The following is a 19,132-nucleotide window of genomic DNA, read 5'->3' on the forward strand; positions in this document are numbered from 1 at the left end:
AAACACCACACCCTTCTCTTTTAAAGAGAGAAGTGCGTATTTACCATCAGCAATCACAAAAAATGCTTCTATAAAATACTTCAAGTTTTTTTGCCGATAGGATAAAAGCTCTTCCCAAACTGAAACAGAGCGGAATACACTTGTAACAGATAATGCTTATCAACTATCCTCCACCATCTTCACATGAGTTATAGCCTTATTCTGCTATATAGAAATTTTCATTATATTTTGTAATCCTCCGCGTCTCATTTCTAAAATGCCTATTATAACCAGCTTATTACGCCGTTTAAATTCAAAAGTTCTGCATATTTAGTTACAATTTTTACCTTGCTTCACAGTGATAACGTATATCTTTTACTAATAATAACCTTGTATATTCTTAATCATAAGAGTTTAAGTTTAATATTTAATTTCAACGTTAATCATTTTTAATAACTTAATAAATATCAAAGTATATGGCGCTCTATTTTTGCAAAAAAACAACCCCTATTATCCCCTTTTTGATTCCAGCCCCCAAAAATGTAAGAGAGCTAACCATACAAACAGCATACGCATCTTCTAGAAAACGCCCTCTAAACATTATGTTCCTCAATCAGCTGTAGCCAAGTCTCTTCATCGATAACCTCAACACCTAATTCTTCAGCTTTAGCCAATTTGGAGCCCGCTCCAGGTCCTGCAACAAGAAGATCTGTTTTTTTAGAAAGTGAACCAGATGTTTTAGCCCCTAATCGCTCTGCCAATGCTTTTGCTTCATCGCGTGACATATGCGCCAAAGTTCCTGTAAAAACAATTGTCTTCTCTGCTATTGGGGAAGAAGCTGTCGTGATAGGCTCCTCATCAAGAGGGGTTACTTCTTCAAGTAAAACAGACAAAACCTCACGATTATGCACTTCTTGATAAAAATCAACAATTGCGCTCCCTACCTGTGGTCCAATTCCTTCGATATTGGTAAGCTCTATCCAAGCCTCATTTCCTTCTTCATTTTTCTTATCACATGGCATAAGTGCTTCCATAGCCGCGGTCTCAAAAGCTGTATAATTTTTATAAGTACGTGCAAGGCGGCGTGCATTCACTTCGCCAACATGACGAATCCCCAATGCAAACAAAAAACGGCTTAAAGGAATTTCTCGGCGCGCATTAATGGCATCATACAATTTGCGAACTGAAACAGTCCCAAAACCTTCTATATTTTCTAAACGTATCAAAGATTTTTCTTGGCGACGTTCTAAAGTAAAAATATCAGCTGGTGTATGAATACAAAGCGCTTCATCTTGAGCATAGAAAAAAAACTCTACCTGTTTTTTACCCAAGCCCTCAATATCAAAAGCATTGCGCGCAACAAAATGACGAATACGCTCAATCGCCTGTGCAGGACAAATAAGCCCCCCTGTACAGCGACGCACAGCTTCTCCCACTTCACGAACAGCATGACTCCCACAAGCTGGACACAAATGAGGAAAAATAAAGACAGCAGCATCTTTCGGGCGTTTTTCAATGATAACATCAATAACTTGAGGGATCACATCACCAGCACGTTGTACAATCACGCTATCGCCTACACGGATATCACGTCCTTCACGAATAGGCTCTCCTTTATGACCAATTCCCTTAATATAATCCTCATTATGCAAACTAGCATTGGTCACCACCACTCCACCAACAGTAATAGGCGTAAGACGTGCAACAGGTGTCAAAGCTCCCGTGCGACCAACTTGAATGTCAATATCTTTCAAAAGCGCTATCGCCTTTTCTGCTGGAAATTTATGCGCGATTGCCCAACGCGGCGAACGAGAAACAAACCCCAAGCGCTTTTGGAGCATCAAATCATTAACCTTATAAACAATACCATCAATATCATAGCTTAAAGAATGACGGCATTCTTCGATATCGTGATAATAAGAAATAATTTCTTCTAACGTCTTAAAGGCTTTTGTTAATGGATTGATAACAAAGCCATATTCTTTTAGCTTTTTCATCATCTCCATTTGACTTTCTGCCAATATTTCACTCACCTCACCACAAGCATAAGCAAAAAACTGAAGCTTTCTGCTAGCGGTTATCCGTGAATCAAGCTGACGGAGTGAACCAGCTGCCGCATTTCGAGGATTGGCAAAGGTTAACTTGCCCTTCTCTTGTTGGCTGATATTTAATGCTTGGAAATCTTCCCGCCCCATATAAACTTCACCACGCACCTCAATTATATTAGGAAAATCACCTTGCAAAACTTGTGGAATATCAGCAATGGTTCGGGCATTTGCCGTCACATTTTCACCGACAGTTCCATCCCCACGCGTTGCCGCCCCCACAAGCCGCCCCTTTTCATAGCGTAAAGACAAAGATAAACCATCAATTTTTGGCTCCGCTGTTATTTCCAACACCTGTGTTTCTGGAAGCCGTAAAAAACGACGAATACGCTCAACAAATTCAGTAACATCTTCAGAGCTAAACGCATTATCCAGTGAAAGCATTGGCTGTGCATGAACAGATTTTTCAAACTTTTCAGAAATTGGTGCCCCAATTTTATGTGAAGGAGAATCAACACGAATAAGCTCTGGAAAAAGAGCTTCAATTTCTGCATTACGGCGGCGCAAAGCATCATATTCTGCATCAGAAATTTCAGGCTGATCATCACGATTATAAAGCACATCATGACGTGCAATCTCTTTTGCCAACCACTCTAATTCACTTTCTGCTTCAACAGCTGTGAGATTTTTATCTGCATCTTTGTTCATAAAATCTATTCCAAATTACGAGCACTGCCACAAGGATGATCTCCGCGCCTCCTCATAAAGTGAATCTCAGTAAATACAAGCTTTCCAGTATTTTTATCGCTGACTAATTACCTTCATGCTAGAAGCTTTTGAGCCGCTGCACGCGCTTCTTCAGTAATCTGTTCTCCTGCCAACATACGAGCAATTTCTTCTGCACGCTCATGCTCTTCCATTTTATGAATAGCAGTAACAAAGCGTCCTTTATCATGACTCTCAATTTTTGAAATAAGAAAATGACCATGCGCTTTCGATGCAACCTGTGGAGCATGCGTAATAGCGAAAACCTGGACATGTTCTGATAAGCGTTGCAACCGTTGCCCAATAGCAGCTGCAACAGCACCCCCAACGCCTGTATCAATTTCATCAAAGATCAGCGTCGGTGCTGATCCTCGATCAGATAAAACAACTTTTAATGCCAACAAAAAACGAGACAATTCACCGCCAGAAGCCACACTAAGCATTGGTCCAGCACGTGTTCCAGGATTTGTTCGCACCCAATATTCAATACGATCACATCCCTCTGCACTCCGCTTTTCGATATCACTTTGCATTTCAACAATAAATTCAGCCCTCTCTAATTTCAATGCCGGTAACTCAGTCATCACGCTTTCAGACAAGCGCTTTGCAACCTCTTGACGTTTTACTGACAACGCTTGTGCTAACATATCATAATTTTTTTGTGCTTGTTTTGCCTCATTTTCAAAACGTGTCAATATAATCTGAGCCTCTTCAAAATCAGCTAATTCAGCATCCATCTTATCGCGTAACTGAACCAATTCATCCGCAGAAACTTGATATTTACGAGCAAAACCCCGAAGAGAAAAAAGACGCTCTTCTATCCGTTCTAATTCATCAGGTTCAAAATCTAATGCTCGTATTGCCGTCTCAATACCTTCTTGTGCTGTTGCAAGTGCATGCAATGCCTCATCAATAGATTTCACCACTGGTGCAATAAGCTCTTGTGCTTCAGGAATTTTCCGCTCCAAACGCCTCACCAAATTAGAAAGCACTGGGATTGGTGATTTTTGACCCGTTAAAAGATCATCCGCTTCTTTAATATCCGTCGCTATTTTTTCTAATTTAAGCATATCAGCACGACGAAGAGAAAGAGCCTCCTCTTCACCAACTTTAAAATCAAGCTTTTCAAGCTCTTCTATACACGCACGAAGATAATCAACCTCACGTACAGCGCTCTCTACTTTAAGACGCTGCCGTTGCAAACGCTCCTCAAATTCACGCCATGTGTAATAACACTGACGCAAATTTTCCACTTCATCCTCAAGACCACCAAAGGCATCTAATAATTGGCGATGTGTAGCAACATCAACAAGCGCACGATCATCATGTTGTCCATGAATTTCAACCAGCAAACGGCCAACACTCCGCATCAATGCAACACTAGACACCTGATCATTAATAAAAACACGGCTGCGTCCATCACTTGATTGCACACGTCGTAAAATAATATCACCCTCATCATCAAGACCATTCTCACGAATAAGTTGACGTGCAGGATGTGAAACAGACACATCAAAAACAGCTGTGACCTGCCCGCGCTCAGCACCATGACGCACAAGCGAAGCATCACCCCGCCCCCCTAGAGCAAGTGATAAAGCATCAAGGAGAATGGACTTCCCCGCACCTGTTTCTCCAGTTAAAACAGTCAACCCCGCCGTAAAATGAATATCGAGCGTTTCGATCAAAACAATATTATGAATCGAAAGCTGTACCAGCATAGAGAATCAACGTACCCTCTTCTTATCACCACCTAAAGCATTTGAGATCCAAGAAGATTTATGCTCGCGTGGCGATATTTTATTCTTCTGCAAGAGATTATAAGAAAATTTATACCACTCACTTTTGGGATAGTTACGTCCTAAAATAGCTGCTGCCGTCTGTGCTTCCGCCGTTAAGCCGAGAGCAAGATTAACCTCAGTCAAGCGGAAAAGCGCTTCTTCAATTTGATTTGTATCGGAATACTCTTCAACCACGGTACGAAACCGTCTACTTGCCGCAAGGTAGCGCCGCCCCTCTTCATAATAACGACCAATCTGCATTTCTTTGCCAGCCAGCTGCTCGCGCCCAAAACGTATTTTATCCTTAGCATCCTTGACATATTCAGAATTAGGATAACGCTCTATAAGGAGCTGCATAGCAGCAATAGCGCGTTTCGTATCACGTTGATCACGCGTAACATCAGGAATCCGACGGAAAGAAGAAAGACCAATAATATAGTACGCATAAGCCGAGTCAGTCGACCCTGGATAAAGAGTAATATAGCGTTGAGCCATACTAATTGAATCATCATACTTTCCGAGTCGATAATTAGTAAAAGCCCCCATGACCAAAGATTTACGCCCCCAGTCTGTATAAGCATACTGCTTTTCAATCTTCAAAAACTTCTTCGATGCATCCCCAAGCTTCCCACTCTCAAGGCTAGCAAGAGCCTGATTATATAAAACATCTGGTGGCTCTATTTTCAAAACATAAGCAGATGGATCAAGAGTATTTTTCTCTTTAAAGAGGCATCCCGCCAACATACAGGTGCTTCCCAAAAGCACCACCCCCAATATCTTGCGTACAATGTTAGATTTTCTATATGTCATATTTCCAATGCACACATGAGATTTTTTCATAGTTTTCCCGGCCTCCACAGAATATCACCTTGTAGCAAAAACAAGTTATAAAAGGTCTTATACCATATCACTTTAAAATCCACATAACCAATTTAGCAGTTTAGGTCAATCATCCCCTTAAAAATCAAATAAACGATAAAAAAATCTTGTCAATTTTTTTACTCTTTCTCTAAAAAGCTTTTTTCGTAATGGGATTCGTCTGCCAAAACAGCCTTCACCAATTGCGCATTAATTCTATGTCCACTACAATAAGAACGAAATAATCCAATAAAAGGCGCCCCAAGCAAAGCAGTATCACCAATCGCATCAAGCATCTTGTGCCGAACACATTCATTCTCCCAATAAGGACCATCGGGATTTAAAATTTTATCATTAAGGTCAATAACAAGAGAATTTTCCAAAGAAGCGCCTCTCGCCTTTCCAGAAAGCCTTAATTTTTCCACGTCTTTGATAAAACCAAAAGTGCGCGCACGTGACAAATCATCTCTAAACCCTCGTGTGGTAAGGTCAAAACTGAAATGTTGCTTACCAATAGCAGAAGAAGGAAAAGAGATCGTTATATCAAAACGACGTCCATCGAATGGCAAAAGCTCTGCAACACCATGAGCTCCTTCAACCCGCAACGGTTTTTTTATAATGAAATAAGAACGTAACGCATTTTGCTGTACAATGCCGACATCTTCAAAAGCTTGGCAATATAGCCACGCTGAACCATCCAAAATAGGAATCTCATTATGTGACACTTCAATAATAAGATTATCCAAATTATAAGCAGTAATTGCTGCCATCAAATGTTCAATTGTTTCAACCCTTATATCTCCATCTCCAAGTACCGTTGATAATTCAGTTTCTCCTGTTTGCGATGCATGGGCTTGAAATATTTTCTCTGTTCCGTCTAATCCACAACGCTTAAAAATAATACCACACCCAACATCCGCTGGACAAACCTTTACCACTGACAAACAACCACTGTGAACGCCAATCCCCTTAAATGTTACTGCTTTTTTAAGAGTCGACTGATATTTTGGCACCAAATTCATCATATTGTTTTATTAAATTACTTTTACATCTTTTAACAAAATTTATAAAACTATAAAAAATATTCATAGTAAATAATAAAAAAAACCGCTTATTATAAGCGGTTTTTTAAAAACAAAGTATTTTATCCAAAAAACAGCAATATATTTTACTGTATAATTTTTGACTGATCATCAAAGAGGTAATAATTTTTCTTACTTTGCCTCATTTTTCATCAATTAATTTGCCTGACGACGTAAAAATGCTGGTATTTCCAACTGATCTTCTTCACTTATAAAAGTACGCTGATCTTGTGGTACCTGAGGGTGCAGCTCACCAGAACGACGTGGAACATAAACAGAAGCATCTTGAGAAAGCGCCTGAGAATTTTTATTGTAAACACGAGACTCTTCCTGCTGAGACGATCTGACAGCAGGCTCCAGCCTCGCTTCTGGCTCGGCTTCTTCACGATTCGTCAAACTCTGTTTCAAACGCTGCCAAAGATTACGAGGACCTTGATCAGTCACAGATGTTCTTTGACTTTGTCCATGAGCAACAGGAGGAAAATCCTTTAACTCAGGCATACGCATTGGAGCGCGTGCTTGCATTTGTTGCATTTGTTTTGGTTGCACTAGCTTTTCTTTTTGCTTCACAACCCCTGTCATCTCATCAAGAACATGCGCTGTTGCCTCCATACTCACGGGAGCTGTCATAGCCGGTTGAGAACCACGACCTACTTGCATACGGGGCACATTTGATCTCTGTTCCTGAACAGCATTTGAACCATACGCAACAGCATTCGTCGCACTTCGTGTCGTCATTGCTTCTGCAGGATGTGCAAAAATTTGACTTTTTGGACGGAACTGTTCTCCGGTTGGTTTACCCTTCTCTATTTCAAGTGATTCGATCACTTCTACCATTGACTCAGAACGCAGAGGCGATGACTGAACATGAAAAGAACTGTGTGACGTTCCAGGATCGCTCTTGCGCATTGAAGAAGCAGGCCTTTGAAGCTGAGGATGAGACGACTGAACCACATCACTAACTTCACGATCAATACCGGTGGCAACCACAGAAACACGAATAACACCTTCCAATGACTCATCATCAATAGCACCAAAAATCACATTCGCATCAGCATCCACTTCTTCACGAATACGATTAGCAGCTTCATCAACCTCAAAAAGAGTCATATCACGACCACCCGTAATAGAAATCAGTAAACCACGCGCCCCACGCATAGAGGTATCATCCAACAATGGGTTTGCAATAGCAGCTTCAGCTGCAGCCAAAGCACGTCCTTCACCAGATGCCTCACCCGTTCCCATCATAGCTCGACCCATTTCGTGCATAACAGAGCGAACATCAGCGAAATCAAGGTTAATCAAACCCTCTTTAATCATCAAATCCGTAATGGAAGCAACACCAGAATAAAGCACTTGGTCAGCCATAGCAAAAGCATCAGCAAACGTTGTCTTATCATTTGCAATACGGAAAAGATTTTGATTGGGAATAACAATCAATGTATCGACAGACTTTTGTAATTCTTCAATACCAGCCTCTGCCGTTTTCATACGACGTGCGCCTTCAAACTGAAACGGCTTTGTCACAACACCAACAGTCAAAATACCTTTTTCACGTGCTGCGCGAGCAACAACAGGAGCAGCCCCTGTTCCAGTTCCTCCCCCCATACCAGCAGTAATGAAAACCATATGAGAGTCTGCAAGATGATCAATAATTTCATCAATACATTCCTCTGCCGCCGCTTGTCCAACTTCCGGTAAAGCACCAGCACCCAAACCCTCTGTCACAGCTGCTCCAAGTTGGATAACACGTTCAGCCTTTGACATAGCCAAAGCCTGTGCATCCGTATTTGCAACAACAAAATCAACTCCCTGAAGACCAGCATTTATCATATTATTCACGGCATTCCCGCCACCACCTCCAACACCAAAAACGGTAATGCGTGGCTTCAATTCCGCGATATCTGGCCGATGCAGATTAATCGTCATTTTCTTTTCCTTCTCATAAGACACCGCAAGCCAAAGCGATGAAATTTATCCAACTAGACTTAACTAAAAACTCTCACGCAACCACTGACCAACACGCTGAAAATACCCACGCGTGCCCATCGATAAATGATTTCCTGCCGCCTGCATTGTTTTTTCTTCAAAACCCACCAATTGCGGATAAATTAACAACCCAACAGCAGATGTAAACGCCGCCCCTTTTGCAAGAGAAGGAAGCCTCGAAATACCTAAAGGCCGCCCGATACGAACATTTCTTCCTAATATAGTACGTGCCATTTCTGGCAATCCTGTTAACTGGCTTGCTCCCCCAGTCAAAATAACACGTTTACCAATGATGTGACCAAAACCAGAACGATTTAAACAATCACGGACCATTTCTAAAATTTCTTCAACACGCGCACGAATAATACGCCCAAGAACCGCGCGAGGATATTGAGTTTCACGCTGTTCATTCCCAATTTCTGCTACATTAATCATTTGCCGCTCATCAGCGCTTGTTAGAAGTGCTGAACCATAAACAACTTTTAAACGTTCCGCCTCTGTTAAAGACATAGAAAATCCGCGCGCAACATCAAGAGTGACATGATGCCCCCCAACAGCAAGAGCATCCGCATGAATAAATTTTCCCTCAAAAAACACTGAAAATGTTGTTGTTCCACCACCAAAATCAATACATGCAGCCCCTAAATGCGCCTCATCATTCATCAAGACAGCAAGACCACTTGCAAAGGGAGTAGCAACCATTGCTTCAACACTCAAATGTGCACGATTAATACAAGTTTCTAAATTACGCAAAGAAGCTGTTTCTGCTGTTACCACATGCACGTCAACACCAAATGTTTCCCCTGCCATTCCAACAGGGTCAGAAATTCCTTTATCTCCATCCAATACATAAGAAACTGGAACTGAGTGCATAACATGACGTTCAGCATCAAAAGCTTTACGCGAAACATCTGAAAAGGCCATACGCATATCACGCTTGGTGACTTCACGACCATTCAAATGGACCTTTCCATTAATCAAAGCACTTTGTAATCGACTTGAGGAAAAATTCACAATCACTGAATCCACCACCAAACCTGCCATTTTTTCTGCCGCATCAACAGCCAATCTTATTGATTGTTCTGCTGCAAACATATCCATGACAACACCAGATTTAATACCACGTGAACGCTGCACTCCAAAGCCTAGAATTTCCGTAGAATGTGTACGACCATGTAAATAGTGCGCATGCTTCAAAGGACGCAAACAAGCAATAAGACAAACAATCTTACTTGAACCGACATCAAGCACCGTTAAAAAACGTGTTTTACGCCCTCCCAGATGATGTGATCTAAGCAACATCATGGGTTTCCTGCCTTTCGTGCCTTTAAAATACGTTCTTCTTCTGCTACAGTAGCGTTATAACGCTCCAACGTTTCATCTGACAAAGAAACAGTAATTCGATCAGCAAGACGTAAATCAACACTGAGAATATCGCGCGATAAAAGATCCTGCATTGTACCGGACGAAATAAGAGAGGAAAGCCTTTCAAGTGCACCATTTTCAGGCAACATAACGCGCATTCCATTATCCAAAACAAGATCCCAACGTCGATTACCTACCCGCACAAAAGCACGAATACGATCATATACTTCTGGATAAACTGACAGCGCTTGAATAAATCCTTTAGCAGCATTTTGCGCACCCTGCCCCACCACAAGAGGCAAATCCCGAGAAATTTCTCCTTTAAAGGGTACAATGACGCGCCCTGTATTATCAACAATATCCACTATGCTATCATGTTGCCAAATGGCATAGGGTTCACGCTCCACGATGGAAATGCGCATTCTATTGGGATAAATTTTCTGAACATTAGCCGATTGCACCCAAGCCTGTTTTTCCAAAAGAGAACGTGCTCTTTCAACATCAAAAGTGAATATAGAAGGCGCAACATCAAGTTTTAAAATTTTAAAAATATCCTGCTTTGTTAAGCGCTTATTACCGCTTATATCGACATGAGTGACCACAAAACTACTATCCAATATGATCGTGTTTACGATCACAGCCATCTGACCACTCGATGAAAGTCCATAAAAAGCCGTAACAAAGAAAAACCATACAACAGCAAAAGAGCCGAAATGGCGTGGAATATGAATATTGACAAAAACAAACTCAAACATAAACCGAAGAAAACGACGATAAAGACGTGGCAAAGCCGGCACTGAAAGCACCTCCATCGGAACATTTGTTTTATTAACATTCAACGCATACATGATGCGTCCTCCACCATCCATTGAACAATATCGCCGTAAGTACGGCCGCTCGCTTTTGCAATATCAGGAAGAAGAGACGTCGATGTCATACCGGGTTGCGTATTAATTTCAAGCCAAACCAATTCTCCCGTTTTCTCATCAAAACGAAAATCAGAACGGCTAACACCTCGACACCCTATCGCCTGATGGGCTGCTAAAGACATTCTTTGCACACTTTGGTAAATATTTAGTGAAAGTTGTGCAGGACAAATATGAAGAGAACCACCCATTTTATATTTCGAGTCATAATCGTAGAATGGAAAGTGTTTATCGGGAAGAATTTCACACACATCCAGCACTTCATTCCCCAAAACAGCACAAGTCAATTCACGACCAGGAATATATTTTTCAATCATCACCTCATCGGCATACCCCCACTCAGCTCCCCCAATATTATGCGGCGGTACAGCTTCATTTTCCTGGACAATAACAACACCAAAACTTGATCCTTCACACACAGGTTTAATTACATAAGGAGGCTCCATGGGGTGTGTTTGTCCCAAAGCAAAGCGGCTCATGATACGAGAAGGAGCAACACAAACCCCAACATTTTCAACGATAATTTTTGCACGTCCCTTATCCATTGCCAAAGCGGATGCCATCACACCAGAATGGGTATAAGGAATTTTTAAATATTCAAGAATCCCCTGAATCCGACCATCTTCACCAAATGGACCATGCAATGCATTGAAGACAATATCGGGCTGCAACTTTTCAAGAACAGAAGCAATATGAGCGTCAACATCCACGCGGCTCACGCGATACCCCTGCAGCTCTAGAACATCAGCACAAGCCGCCCCTGAAGATAAACTTACAGACCGTTCAGAAGAAAAACCTCCCATTAACACAGCTATATGTTTATCTCTCATAATAAATCACCCTCTTTCGCATACTATATGTAGTCTATATAAAATACATCAGCACCACATACAGAAAAAACAAGGTTTATCCTTGCGAATCAATAACCTAGCATTTTGCATAATGAATCAGACTCAAAAGCCTGATGCAAGAGATTCTTTGTTAATTTATTGATTCTTAATAGAAATTTTTTATTATCTCTTTGAAATGACTCAATTTTTTATTTGCACTTTTTTAGTGAACAATAAATCAATGAAATGGATCAAAAGGAGAAACACTTCGACCACGCTCAAATTGACCGATACGCTCTATTTCCCACTGTAAAAGGTGGGCTGAATTTGCAAAAACACGCGCACGCACTGTTTCTCCCAATGCTTCAAGATCATATCCTGTTGCTTGCCCTGTATTAATCATAAAATTACAGTGCATTTCACTCATTTGAGCGCCACCAATCCGTAAACCTCGACACCCTGCTTCATCAATCACGCGCCACGCAGATCCATTCTCAGGATTTTTGAAAGTTGATCCTCCTGTCTTTTCACGAATAGGTTGTACAGTTTCTCTGTGGAGGGAAACTTCATCCATAGCAGCACGAATATCATCTTTATTACCAAGTTTTCCTTCCAATAAAGCAGCTGTAAAAATAAAATCTTTAGGAATATCACAATGGCGATAGGAATAATGCATATCTTTCAAACTCAAGATATGACGTTGTCCTTTACGATCCAGCGCATAGACCTCGACAACACGCGCTGCGGTTTCAACACCATTCGCACCCGCGTTCATTTTGAGAGCTCCTCCAAGAGCACCAGGAATACCATGATAAAAATGAAAACCTGCAACTTCTGCCTTTAAAGCAGCAGCAGCTAAATGTTTATCCGCCGTACCAGCACCAACTAAAAAGCCTTTTGGAGAAACTTGCTGCACTTGCCCAAAATTTTTTGGCGAAAGACGAATCACAACACCAGGAACGCCCCCATCACGCACCAGAAGATTAGAACCAATTCCCACAATTGTTACAGGGATAGATTCAGGAAGATTTTGCAGAAAAACTGCTAAATCTGCCTCATCAACAGGCTGATAAAAAAGCTCTGCCAACCCGCCCGTGCGAAACCACGTTACCTTACGCATTTCAACATTAGGTGTAAGTTTTCCTCTCACGCCACCCAACAGCGGTTGCAATTGCGCCAATAGCGCCTCACCATCAATGTGCTGAAAATTTACCATGACCATCCAATACCGCTAATTGATGAGGCAACGCACAAGCCCATTGTGTGATATTGCCAGCACCAAGAAAAACAACATAATCCTCTGCCTGAGCAAATTTTGAGACAAGAGACACGACATCTTCCAGACTATGTATCAAGCGCACATCACGATGACCCGCCATTTTAATATGCTCTACCAATTCTTGAGAACCAAATCCTACAATAGGCTCTTCACCAGCCGCATAAACAGGCGTAATCAACACTGTATCTGCATCATTAAAACAAGTAGAAAAATCATCAAATAAATGATACAAACGTGAATATCGATGGGGTTGTGCAATGGCAATAACACGTCCTTTTGCACTCTCACGTGCTGCACGCAAAACAGCCTTTATTTCAACAGGATGATGTCCATAATCATCAAATATTTCAATACCCCGCCAACTTCCTGTTCGCGTAAAACGCCGTTTTACTCCGCCAAATTCTGCTAAGCCCCTTTTTATAGCTTCATTTGAAATGCCAAGTTCATGCGCAATAGCAATCGCCGCCGTTGCATTAGCAACATTATGCTGTCCTGCCATGGGCAAAAGCAAATTTTTCAACTCAATCTTTCTTCCTGTTTTGCGTGAGCGAACAAGAACATCAAAATGCGTTTTTTGACCATCCATCGAAAGATTAAGAAAACGAACATCCGCTTGTGGATTTGCACCATAAGTGATCACCCAACGATCATCAATACGGCCCGCCAATGACTGAACCTCTGGATGATCAAGGCACAAAACAGCAAAACCATAAAAAGGAACATTTTCTACGAATTGCCGAAAAGCGTCACGCACAGCATCAAAACTTCCATAATGATCCAAATGCTCAGCGTCAATATTAGTAATAACAGCAATATCAGCAGGCAGCTTTAAAAATGTACCATCACTCTCATCAGCTTCAACAATCATCCAATCGCCATCTCCTGTACGAGAATTCGTACCATAAGCATTAATAATACCACCATTAATTACCACTGGATCAAAATGACCGGCATCAAGAAGGGCTGCGACCATTGATGTGGTTGTTGTTTTACCATGTGTACCACCCACCGCAATTGCACGCCGAAACCGCATCAGCTCCGCCAGCATTTCTGCACGTCTAACAAGCGGCAAATGTCTTTCCTTTGCAGCAATATACTCAGGATTTGTTTTTTTAACGGCAGTAGAAAAAACAACAACCTCTGCATTCCCTAAGTTTTCAGCACAATGACCTATATGAACGTTAATTCCTTTTTTCCGCAAACGTTCAACATTTGTACTTTCAACTTGATCTGACCCTTGAACTTTATAGCCAAGATTATAAAAAACCTCCGCAATTCCACTCATACCGATCCCCCCGATTCCGATAAAATGGATAACGCCTATATCAAGTGGCATTTTCATTTAAAAGCTCCTCTTTTATATCTGACAACAATCGCCCTGCAATTAAGGATTCAGCCATATCAGCAAGGCAACGGGTTGCATGAGGTTGCCCAACTTTTTTTGCAGCAAGCGCTTGTTTTTCCAATAAATGGGGCGCACAACAAGCGTGCATTAAAAGAGAAAAAAGCTTTTGTGCATTTAAATCTTTTTCTGATACAATTTGCGCACCACCTACACGAGCAAGCAGAGCTGCATTGGCAGCCTGATCATGATCTAAAGCATGGGGATAGGGAACAAGCAAAGCAGGTCTACCAATCACCGCTATCTCACAAACAGATGAAGCCCCAGCACGCGACAAAATAAAATGGGCATGTGCCATACGTTCAGCCATATCATCAAAAAAAGGAGCTACCTCTGCTTGTACGCCCATATCACGATAGATTTTGATTAACCCTTCTGCTTCCCCTCGAACTTGCTGCACAATTCGTAAACGTTTACGGTTCTTATCATCGAATAAAGCAATAGCTTCTGGAACAATATGTGAAAAAGCAGAAGCCCCTTGGCTACCTCCAAAAATCAAAAAATGAAATGGCTCTTCACCAGTTGAGGGATGATAAGGAATTTTGGCCGCCTTCAGCACAGCCTCACGGACAGGATTCCCCGTCAAAAGTATTTTACGAGCATAAGCGCCATTTGGCGACAACAAACCACCAGCGATTGCACGCACAAAAATTGCCAACACCCGATTGGCACGCCCCATAATAGCATTTTGTTCATGAATAAATGTTACACGCCTCGTTAGGGCCGCAATAAAAAGAGGAGGAAAGCTAGGATACCCCCCAAATCCTCCAACAAGAGCAGGACGTAATTTATAAAACAACGCCAACGATTGCCCCATACCCCTTAGCAAAGACCAAAATGTCTTTATCAGAGCAAAAGGATGGCGTCGTATAAATGTTGCCGATGAAACGATATGAATATGCTCTTCATCAAAACACTGAACAAAAGGTCGTGCTCTTTCATCTGTTATTAAATGAACATCATATCCACGCTGCCTTAATTCAACAGAAAGGGCTTCAGCAGGAAAAAGATGTCCACCTGTACCACCAGCCACCAAAACAATAACTTTTTTATCATTCATAAGGGGTATCCAAGACAGAAGAGGAAGAAAAAGCTGAAAGGCGTGCTTCTGGCCAACGACGTGTTAAACTAAGCAAAATGCCCATTGAAAACGCAATCGCCACCATCGAAGAACCACCATAAGAAATAAAAGGCAATGTCATGCCTTTTGGAGGAATTAAGTGAAGATTAACGGCCATATTAATCGCTGATTGAAAGCCAATCATCATTGCTATGCCAGTAATACCAAGACGTATAAAGGAATCACGTGTATTCATGGCTATATACAATGAACGCATAACGATAAAGCCAAAAAGCATCATAATTAATAAACAAAGGATAATACCATATTCTTCAGCAGCGACGGAAAACACAAAATCTGTATGGCTATCAGGAATGATACGTTTTACTGTTCCCTCCCCAGGACCTTGCCCAAACCAACCACCATTCAAAATAGCCTCACGTCCTACATCCACTTGAAAAGTATCCCCTTCACCTGTCAAAAAACCATTGATACGCTCGCGCACATGATGCAGAAAAAGATAAGCTAAAATAATTCCTACAACGCCTAAAATGAGAAAGAGAAAAATAATGGTAAGAGGTACACCAGCAATAAAAAACAGCCCCCCCCATGTTGCACTTATTAAAACTGTTTGTCCAATATCAGGCTGCAAAACCAGAAGCACACAACAAATGGCATAAAGTAGAATCGCTAACGTATAACCCAGAATTCCCCTCCTGCGTATCTGTTCTGAAAAAAGCCAAGCAGACATAACCACAAAAGCTGGCTTCATAAACTCTGAAGCCTGTACAGAAAAACCAAATAGCTGAATCCACCTCCGTGCTCCCTTTAATTCTGGACCAAAAAATAAGGTTGCAACCATAAGAGCAAGCGTTACAATGAGCAAAAGAGCACATAAACGACGAATATTAGAAAGCGAAAAAAAAGAAATGGTAACCATCGTAAAAAATGCTGAAATGCTAAAAATGATATGCCACCGAACAAAATAAAAACTATCAGCAATTCCGATTTTTTTTGCAATAATAGGGCTGGCAGCAAAAGATAGCATAATGCCAATACCCATTAAAATTAAACAAGCTGCAAAGATAGAGCGATCAATCGTCCACCACCAATTAGCAATTGGATCTCTATCTGCGCGCGTAACCATGGTATCCACCTTATCCATTTTATAAATTATCTTAAAGTGATATGGTTCCCCAGCCTATTTAACAAACACTTTAAAAACTAAATTACACAAAAAAAGATTCTGGAGTCTTAACGCAAAAATATTTTTTTATAACTGATGCTTTTTTATTGTAACTGCATCACAAAAGAGACAAATGCTTCACCTCGCATTTCATAATTTTTAAATTGGTCATAACTTGCACAAGCAGGTGACAAAAGAACCGTCACCTCTTTTTCCTTACAACCCATTGCGTCAACAGCTGCTTCATGCACCGCATTTTTCAAAGTTAAGCTCATAGAAAAGGGAAAAGCAGATCCAATGGTGCGGGCAAATTCTTCCGCCGCGCTCCCAATCAAATAGGCTTTACGAATTTTAGGAAAAAATTCTCTAAGAGACTCTATTCCTCCCTGTTTTGCCTCTCCCCCAACAATCCAAAAAATATCATTAAAGGTGGAAAGCGCAGGAGCTGTTGCATCTGCATTAGTCGCCTTGCTGTCATTGATAAACAAAACCGCCCCCATTTTACGCACCTGCTGCATACGATGATCCAGCCCTTTATAGCTTGCTAAACAGTTCTCTATATGTGGATCGGTTATTTTTAAAGCCTGCAACGTTGCTAATGCCATAAGGGCATTTTGCGCATTATGACATCCGCGCAAAGCAGTCATAGACGCCAGATCTGCAAGCATATGACGCTGTCCTTGACAAACAGAAAAGAGCTTAGTCCCATCTGCATAAAAACCATTTTCAACAAAATGATCCTTGGAAATTGCCCAAATTTTCTTCCCCTCATGAAGCAACTGTTGATATAAAACCCGACAAGCTGCATCATCAACTGAAATAAAAGCCTGAGAAGCCTGAGCAATCAGATGCCTTTTGGTTTGCACATAACAGGCAAAACTCCCATGTCGATCAATATGATCAGGTGTTAAATTCAATAAAAGTCCAATGGTCGGCTGAAGAGAGGGTGTAAGATCAATTTGAAATGATGAACATTCAATCACATAGATCCGTTTTTTAACAAATGGCTTAAGCGTCAATATTGCCTTTCCGATATTCCCCCCCACCTGCACATCATAACCCATTTTTTCCAACAAATGCGCAAGTAAAGCCGTTGTAGTTGACTTCCCATTCGTCCCCGTAATCGCAATGAAAGGAACATCTTGGTCACAAAAACCATAATGCTGTAAAAAATGCTGGCGCGCACGAACAAATAATTCAATATCACCGATAATTTCTATATTTTTTTTTCGTGCTTTTTCAACAACCCAATGGGGTTGAGGACAATTTAAAGGAACTCCAGGAGCTACAATCAATGCAACAAATTCTGACCAATCTTCATAACGGAGATCTCGCGTTGGAATATTGTGCCGAAAAGCCATTTGCACGCTTGAAGGACTATCATCCCACGCCACCACTTCTGCACCGCCACGCATCAATGCTTGTGCCGTTGCTAGTCCAGACTTCCCCAATCCAAATAAAGCAACTTTTTGTCCTTTATAACACGCAACAGAAATCAAAATCTCACCGCAATTTAAGTGTTGAAAGACCAATAAGAGCAAGAACAATTGAAATAATCCAAAAGCGTATCACGACTTGGCTTTCAGTCCAGCCTTTTTTCTCAAAATGATGATGTATCGGTGCCATAAGAAACACGCGTTTTCTTGTTAATTTGAAATAACCAACCTGAATAACGACCGAAAAAGCTTCCACAACAAAAAGCCCACCAATAAGAGCCAAAACAATTTCGTGCTTCGTAGCGACTGCAACAGTCCCTAATAATCCTCCAAGAGCCAACGAACCAGTATCTCCCATAAAAATAGCTGCAGGTGGTGCATTAAACCATAAAAAACCAAGCCCTGCCCCAACAACAGCTCCCAATAAAACAGCCAATTCACCTGCTCCCGATACATAATGGATTTGGAGATAATCAGCAAAATTCATATTACCAGAAAGATAAGCAATCAGAGCAAAAGATAAGGCTGCAACCATCACAGGAACAATAGCAAGGCCATCAAGTCCATCCGTCAAATTAACCGCATTACCGGTCGCGACAATAACAAAAGCAGAAAAAGGAATAAAAAACCAGCCCAAATTGATAAGATAATCTTTCAAAAAAGGCAAAGCGAATCCAGATGAGCCAATTTGTAGGATGACAAAAGCAGCAATTGCGGCAACACAAAACTCCAAACTTAACCGTGCTTTCCCAGAAAATCCTTTGTCTGTTTGTTTTGTGACCTTAAGATAATCGTCATAAAATCCAATTGCCCCAAAAGAAAGCATAACCAATAGCGATACCCAAAAATAAATATTCGATAAATTACACCACAAAAATGCCGATACCACAATACCGGTTAAAATCATCAATCCACCCATTGTAGGTGTTCCAGCCTTTTTAAAATGTGTTTGAGGACCATCCGCACGAATCGGTTGCCCCTTACCCTGCCGCAATTTAAGAGAAGCAATGATGCTAGGTCCAAACAAAAAGACGATGAGCCCCGAAGTAAGCATAGCCGCTATCGTGCGAAAAGTAATGTAACGAAATACATTCACACCTGGAAGCCAATCACTAAACGAAGAAAAAAACAGCATCATGGTACAAAAAACCT

Annotated in this window: 14 protein-coding genes; all 14 read right to left on the minus strand. The window is 41.3% G+C overall.

All coding sequences use genetic code 11. The features are described from left to right. Positions 1-572: 572 nt before the first annotated feature. The 14 genes from ligA to mraY all read right to left on the minus strand — a co-directional run bounded on the left by ligA (position 573) and on the right by mraY (position 19,118). Entirely contained in the window at positions 573-2,732 is a 2,160-nt protein-coding gene (gene ligA, locus ACFIKH_RS04365; protein ID WP_375671070.1) for an NAD-dependent DNA ligase LigA, read from the minus strand. 113 nt (positions 2,733-2,845) lie between these two features. Then, the gene (gene recN, locus ACFIKH_RS04370) at positions 2,846-4,507 is read right to left on the minus strand and encodes a DNA repair protein RecN (protein WP_375627085.1); all 1,662 of its coding nucleotides are present in this window, start codon (positions 4,505-4,507) and stop codon (positions 2,846-2,848) included. 6 nt (positions 4,508-4,513) lie between these two features. After that, a complete protein-coding gene (locus ACFIKH_RS04375; RefSeq protein ID WP_375619631.1) occupies positions 4,514-5,407 on the minus strand; it encodes an outer membrane protein assembly factor BamD in 894 nt (297 codons plus the stop codon). A 158-nt stretch (positions 5,408-5,565) separates the two neighbouring features. Further along, positions 5,566-6,450, minus strand: a complete 885-nt coding sequence (gene lpxC / locus ACFIKH_RS04380) for a UDP-3-O-acyl-N-acetylglucosamine deacetylase (RefSeq protein WP_375648155.1) — start codon at positions 6,448-6,450, stop codon at positions 5,566-5,568. Positions 6,451-6,663: 213 nt separating this feature from the next. Next, positions 6,664-8,436: a cell division protein FtsZ gene (ftsZ, locus tag ACFIKH_RS04385; protein ID WP_375627080.1), complete on the minus strand. Its 1,773-nt coding sequence runs from the start codon at positions 8,434-8,436 to the stop codon at positions 6,664-6,666. Between the two features lie 63 nt (positions 8,437-8,499). Continuing rightward, positions 8,500-9,801 carry a cell division protein FtsA gene (ftsA, locus tag ACFIKH_RS04390; RefSeq protein ID WP_375627078.1) on the minus strand — a complete coding sequence of 434 codons (1,302 nt, stop codon included), beginning with the start codon at positions 9,799-9,801 and terminating at the stop codon, positions 8,500-8,502. Further along, a complete protein-coding gene (locus ACFIKH_RS04395) occupies positions 9,798-10,709 on the minus strand; it encodes a cell division protein FtsQ/DivIB (protein WP_375651868.1) in 912 nt (303 codons plus the stop codon). Before ACFIKH_RS04395 ends, ftsA begins: the two co-directional genes overlap by 4 nt. After that, the gene (locus tag ACFIKH_RS04400; protein ID WP_375627075.1) at positions 10,697-11,617 is read right to left on the minus strand and encodes a D-alanine--D-alanine ligase; all 921 of its coding nucleotides are present in this window, start codon (positions 11,615-11,617) and stop codon (positions 10,697-10,699) included. Before ACFIKH_RS04400 ends, ACFIKH_RS04395 begins: the two co-directional genes overlap by 13 nt. Positions 11,618-11,855: 238 nt before the next feature. Continuing rightward, positions 11,856-12,833, minus strand: a complete 978-nt coding sequence (murB, locus tag ACFIKH_RS04405) for a UDP-N-acetylmuramate dehydrogenase (protein ID WP_375626123.1) — start codon at positions 12,831-12,833, stop codon at positions 11,856-11,858. Next, positions 12,811-14,238 carry a UDP-N-acetylmuramate--L-alanine ligase gene (gene murC, locus ACFIKH_RS04410; protein WP_375626124.1) on the minus strand — a complete coding sequence of 476 codons (1,428 nt, stop codon included), beginning with the start codon at positions 14,236-14,238 and terminating at the stop codon, positions 12,811-12,813. The genes murB and murC overlap by 23 nt, the downstream gene beginning before the upstream one ends. Beyond that, complete coding sequence (murG, locus tag ACFIKH_RS04415) at positions 14,222-15,358, minus strand: undecaprenyldiphospho-muramoylpentapeptide beta-N-acetylglucosaminyltransferase (protein WP_375626126.1); 1,137 nt, start codon at positions 15,356-15,358, stop codon at positions 14,222-14,224. Before murG ends, murC begins: the two co-directional genes overlap by 17 nt. Continuing rightward, positions 15,351-16,505 carry an FtsW/RodA/SpoVE family cell cycle protein gene (locus tag ACFIKH_RS04420; RefSeq protein WP_375626128.1) on the minus strand — a complete coding sequence of 385 codons (1,155 nt, stop codon included), beginning with the start codon at positions 16,503-16,505 and terminating at the stop codon, positions 15,351-15,353. Before ACFIKH_RS04420 ends, murG begins: the two co-directional genes overlap by 8 nt. Before the next feature lie 143 nt (positions 16,506-16,648). After that, the gene (gene murD / locus ACFIKH_RS04425; protein ID WP_375627068.1) at positions 16,649-18,043 is read right to left on the minus strand and encodes a UDP-N-acetylmuramoyl-L-alanine--D-glutamate ligase; all 1,395 of its coding nucleotides are present in this window, start codon (positions 18,041-18,043) and stop codon (positions 16,649-16,651) included. A 4-nt stretch (positions 18,044-18,047) separates the two neighbouring features. After that, on the minus strand, positions 18,048-19,118 hold the full coding sequence (mraY, locus tag ACFIKH_RS04430; RefSeq protein WP_015856644.1) for a phospho-N-acetylmuramoyl-pentapeptide-transferase: 1,071 nt from the start codon (positions 19,116-19,118) through the stop codon (positions 18,048-18,050). Positions 19,119-19,132 lie beyond the last annotated feature (14 nt).

The organism is Bartonella sp. SD1336NMGDW, assembly GCF_042193565.1.
GTDB lineage: Bacteria > Pseudomonadota > Alphaproteobacteria > Rhizobiales > Rhizobiaceae > Bartonella > Bartonella grahamii.

Bases quoted from the DNA above. Each gene is read 5' to 3' on its own strand.
- lpxC (WP_375648155.1), bottom strand. From the start codon at position 6,450: ATGATGAATTTGGTGCCAAAATATCAGTCGACTCTTAAAAAAGCAGTA.
- murC (WP_375626124.1), bottom strand. From the start codon at position 14,238: ATGAAAATGCCACTTGATATAGGCGTTATCCATTTTATCGGAATCGGG.
- ligA (WP_375671070.1), bottom strand. From the start codon at position 2,732: ATGAACAAAGATGCAGATAAAAATCTCACAGCTGTTGAAGCAGAAAGT.
- ftsZ (WP_375627080.1), bottom strand. From the start codon at position 8,436: ATGACGATTAATCTGCATCGGCCAGATATCGCGGAATTGAAGCCACGC.
- recN (WP_375627085.1), bottom strand. From the start codon at position 4,507: ATGCTGGTACAGCTTTCGATTCATAATATTGTTTTGATCGAAACGCTC.
- murB (WP_375626123.1), bottom strand. From the start codon at position 12,833: ATGGTAAATTTTCAGCACATTGATGGTGAGGCGCTATTGGCGCAATTG.
- mraY (WP_015856644.1), bottom strand. From the start codon at position 19,118: ATGATGCTGTTTTTTTCTTCGTTTAGTGATTGGCTTCCAGGTGTGAAT.
- ACFIKH_RS04375 (WP_375619631.1), bottom strand. From the start codon at position 5,407: ATGAAAAAATCTCATGTGTGCATTGGAAATATGACATATAGAAAATCT.
- murG (WP_375626126.1), bottom strand. From the start codon at position 15,358: ATGAATGATAAAAAAGTTATTGTTTTGGTGGCTGGTGGTACAGGTGGA.
- ACFIKH_RS04420 (WP_375626128.1), bottom strand. From the start codon at position 16,505: ATGGTTACGCGCGCAGATAGAGATCCAATTGCTAATTGGTGGTGGACG.
- ftsA (WP_375627078.1), bottom strand. From the start codon at position 9,801: ATGATGTTGCTTAGATCACATCATCTGGGAGGGCGTAAAACACGTTTT.
- ACFIKH_RS04395 (WP_375651868.1), bottom strand. From the start codon at position 10,709: ATGTATGCGTTGAATGTTAATAAAACAAATGTTCCGATGGAGGTGCTT.
- ACFIKH_RS04400 (WP_375627075.1), bottom strand. From the start codon at position 11,617: ATGAGAGATAAACATATAGCTGTGTTAATGGGAGGTTTTTCTTCTGAA.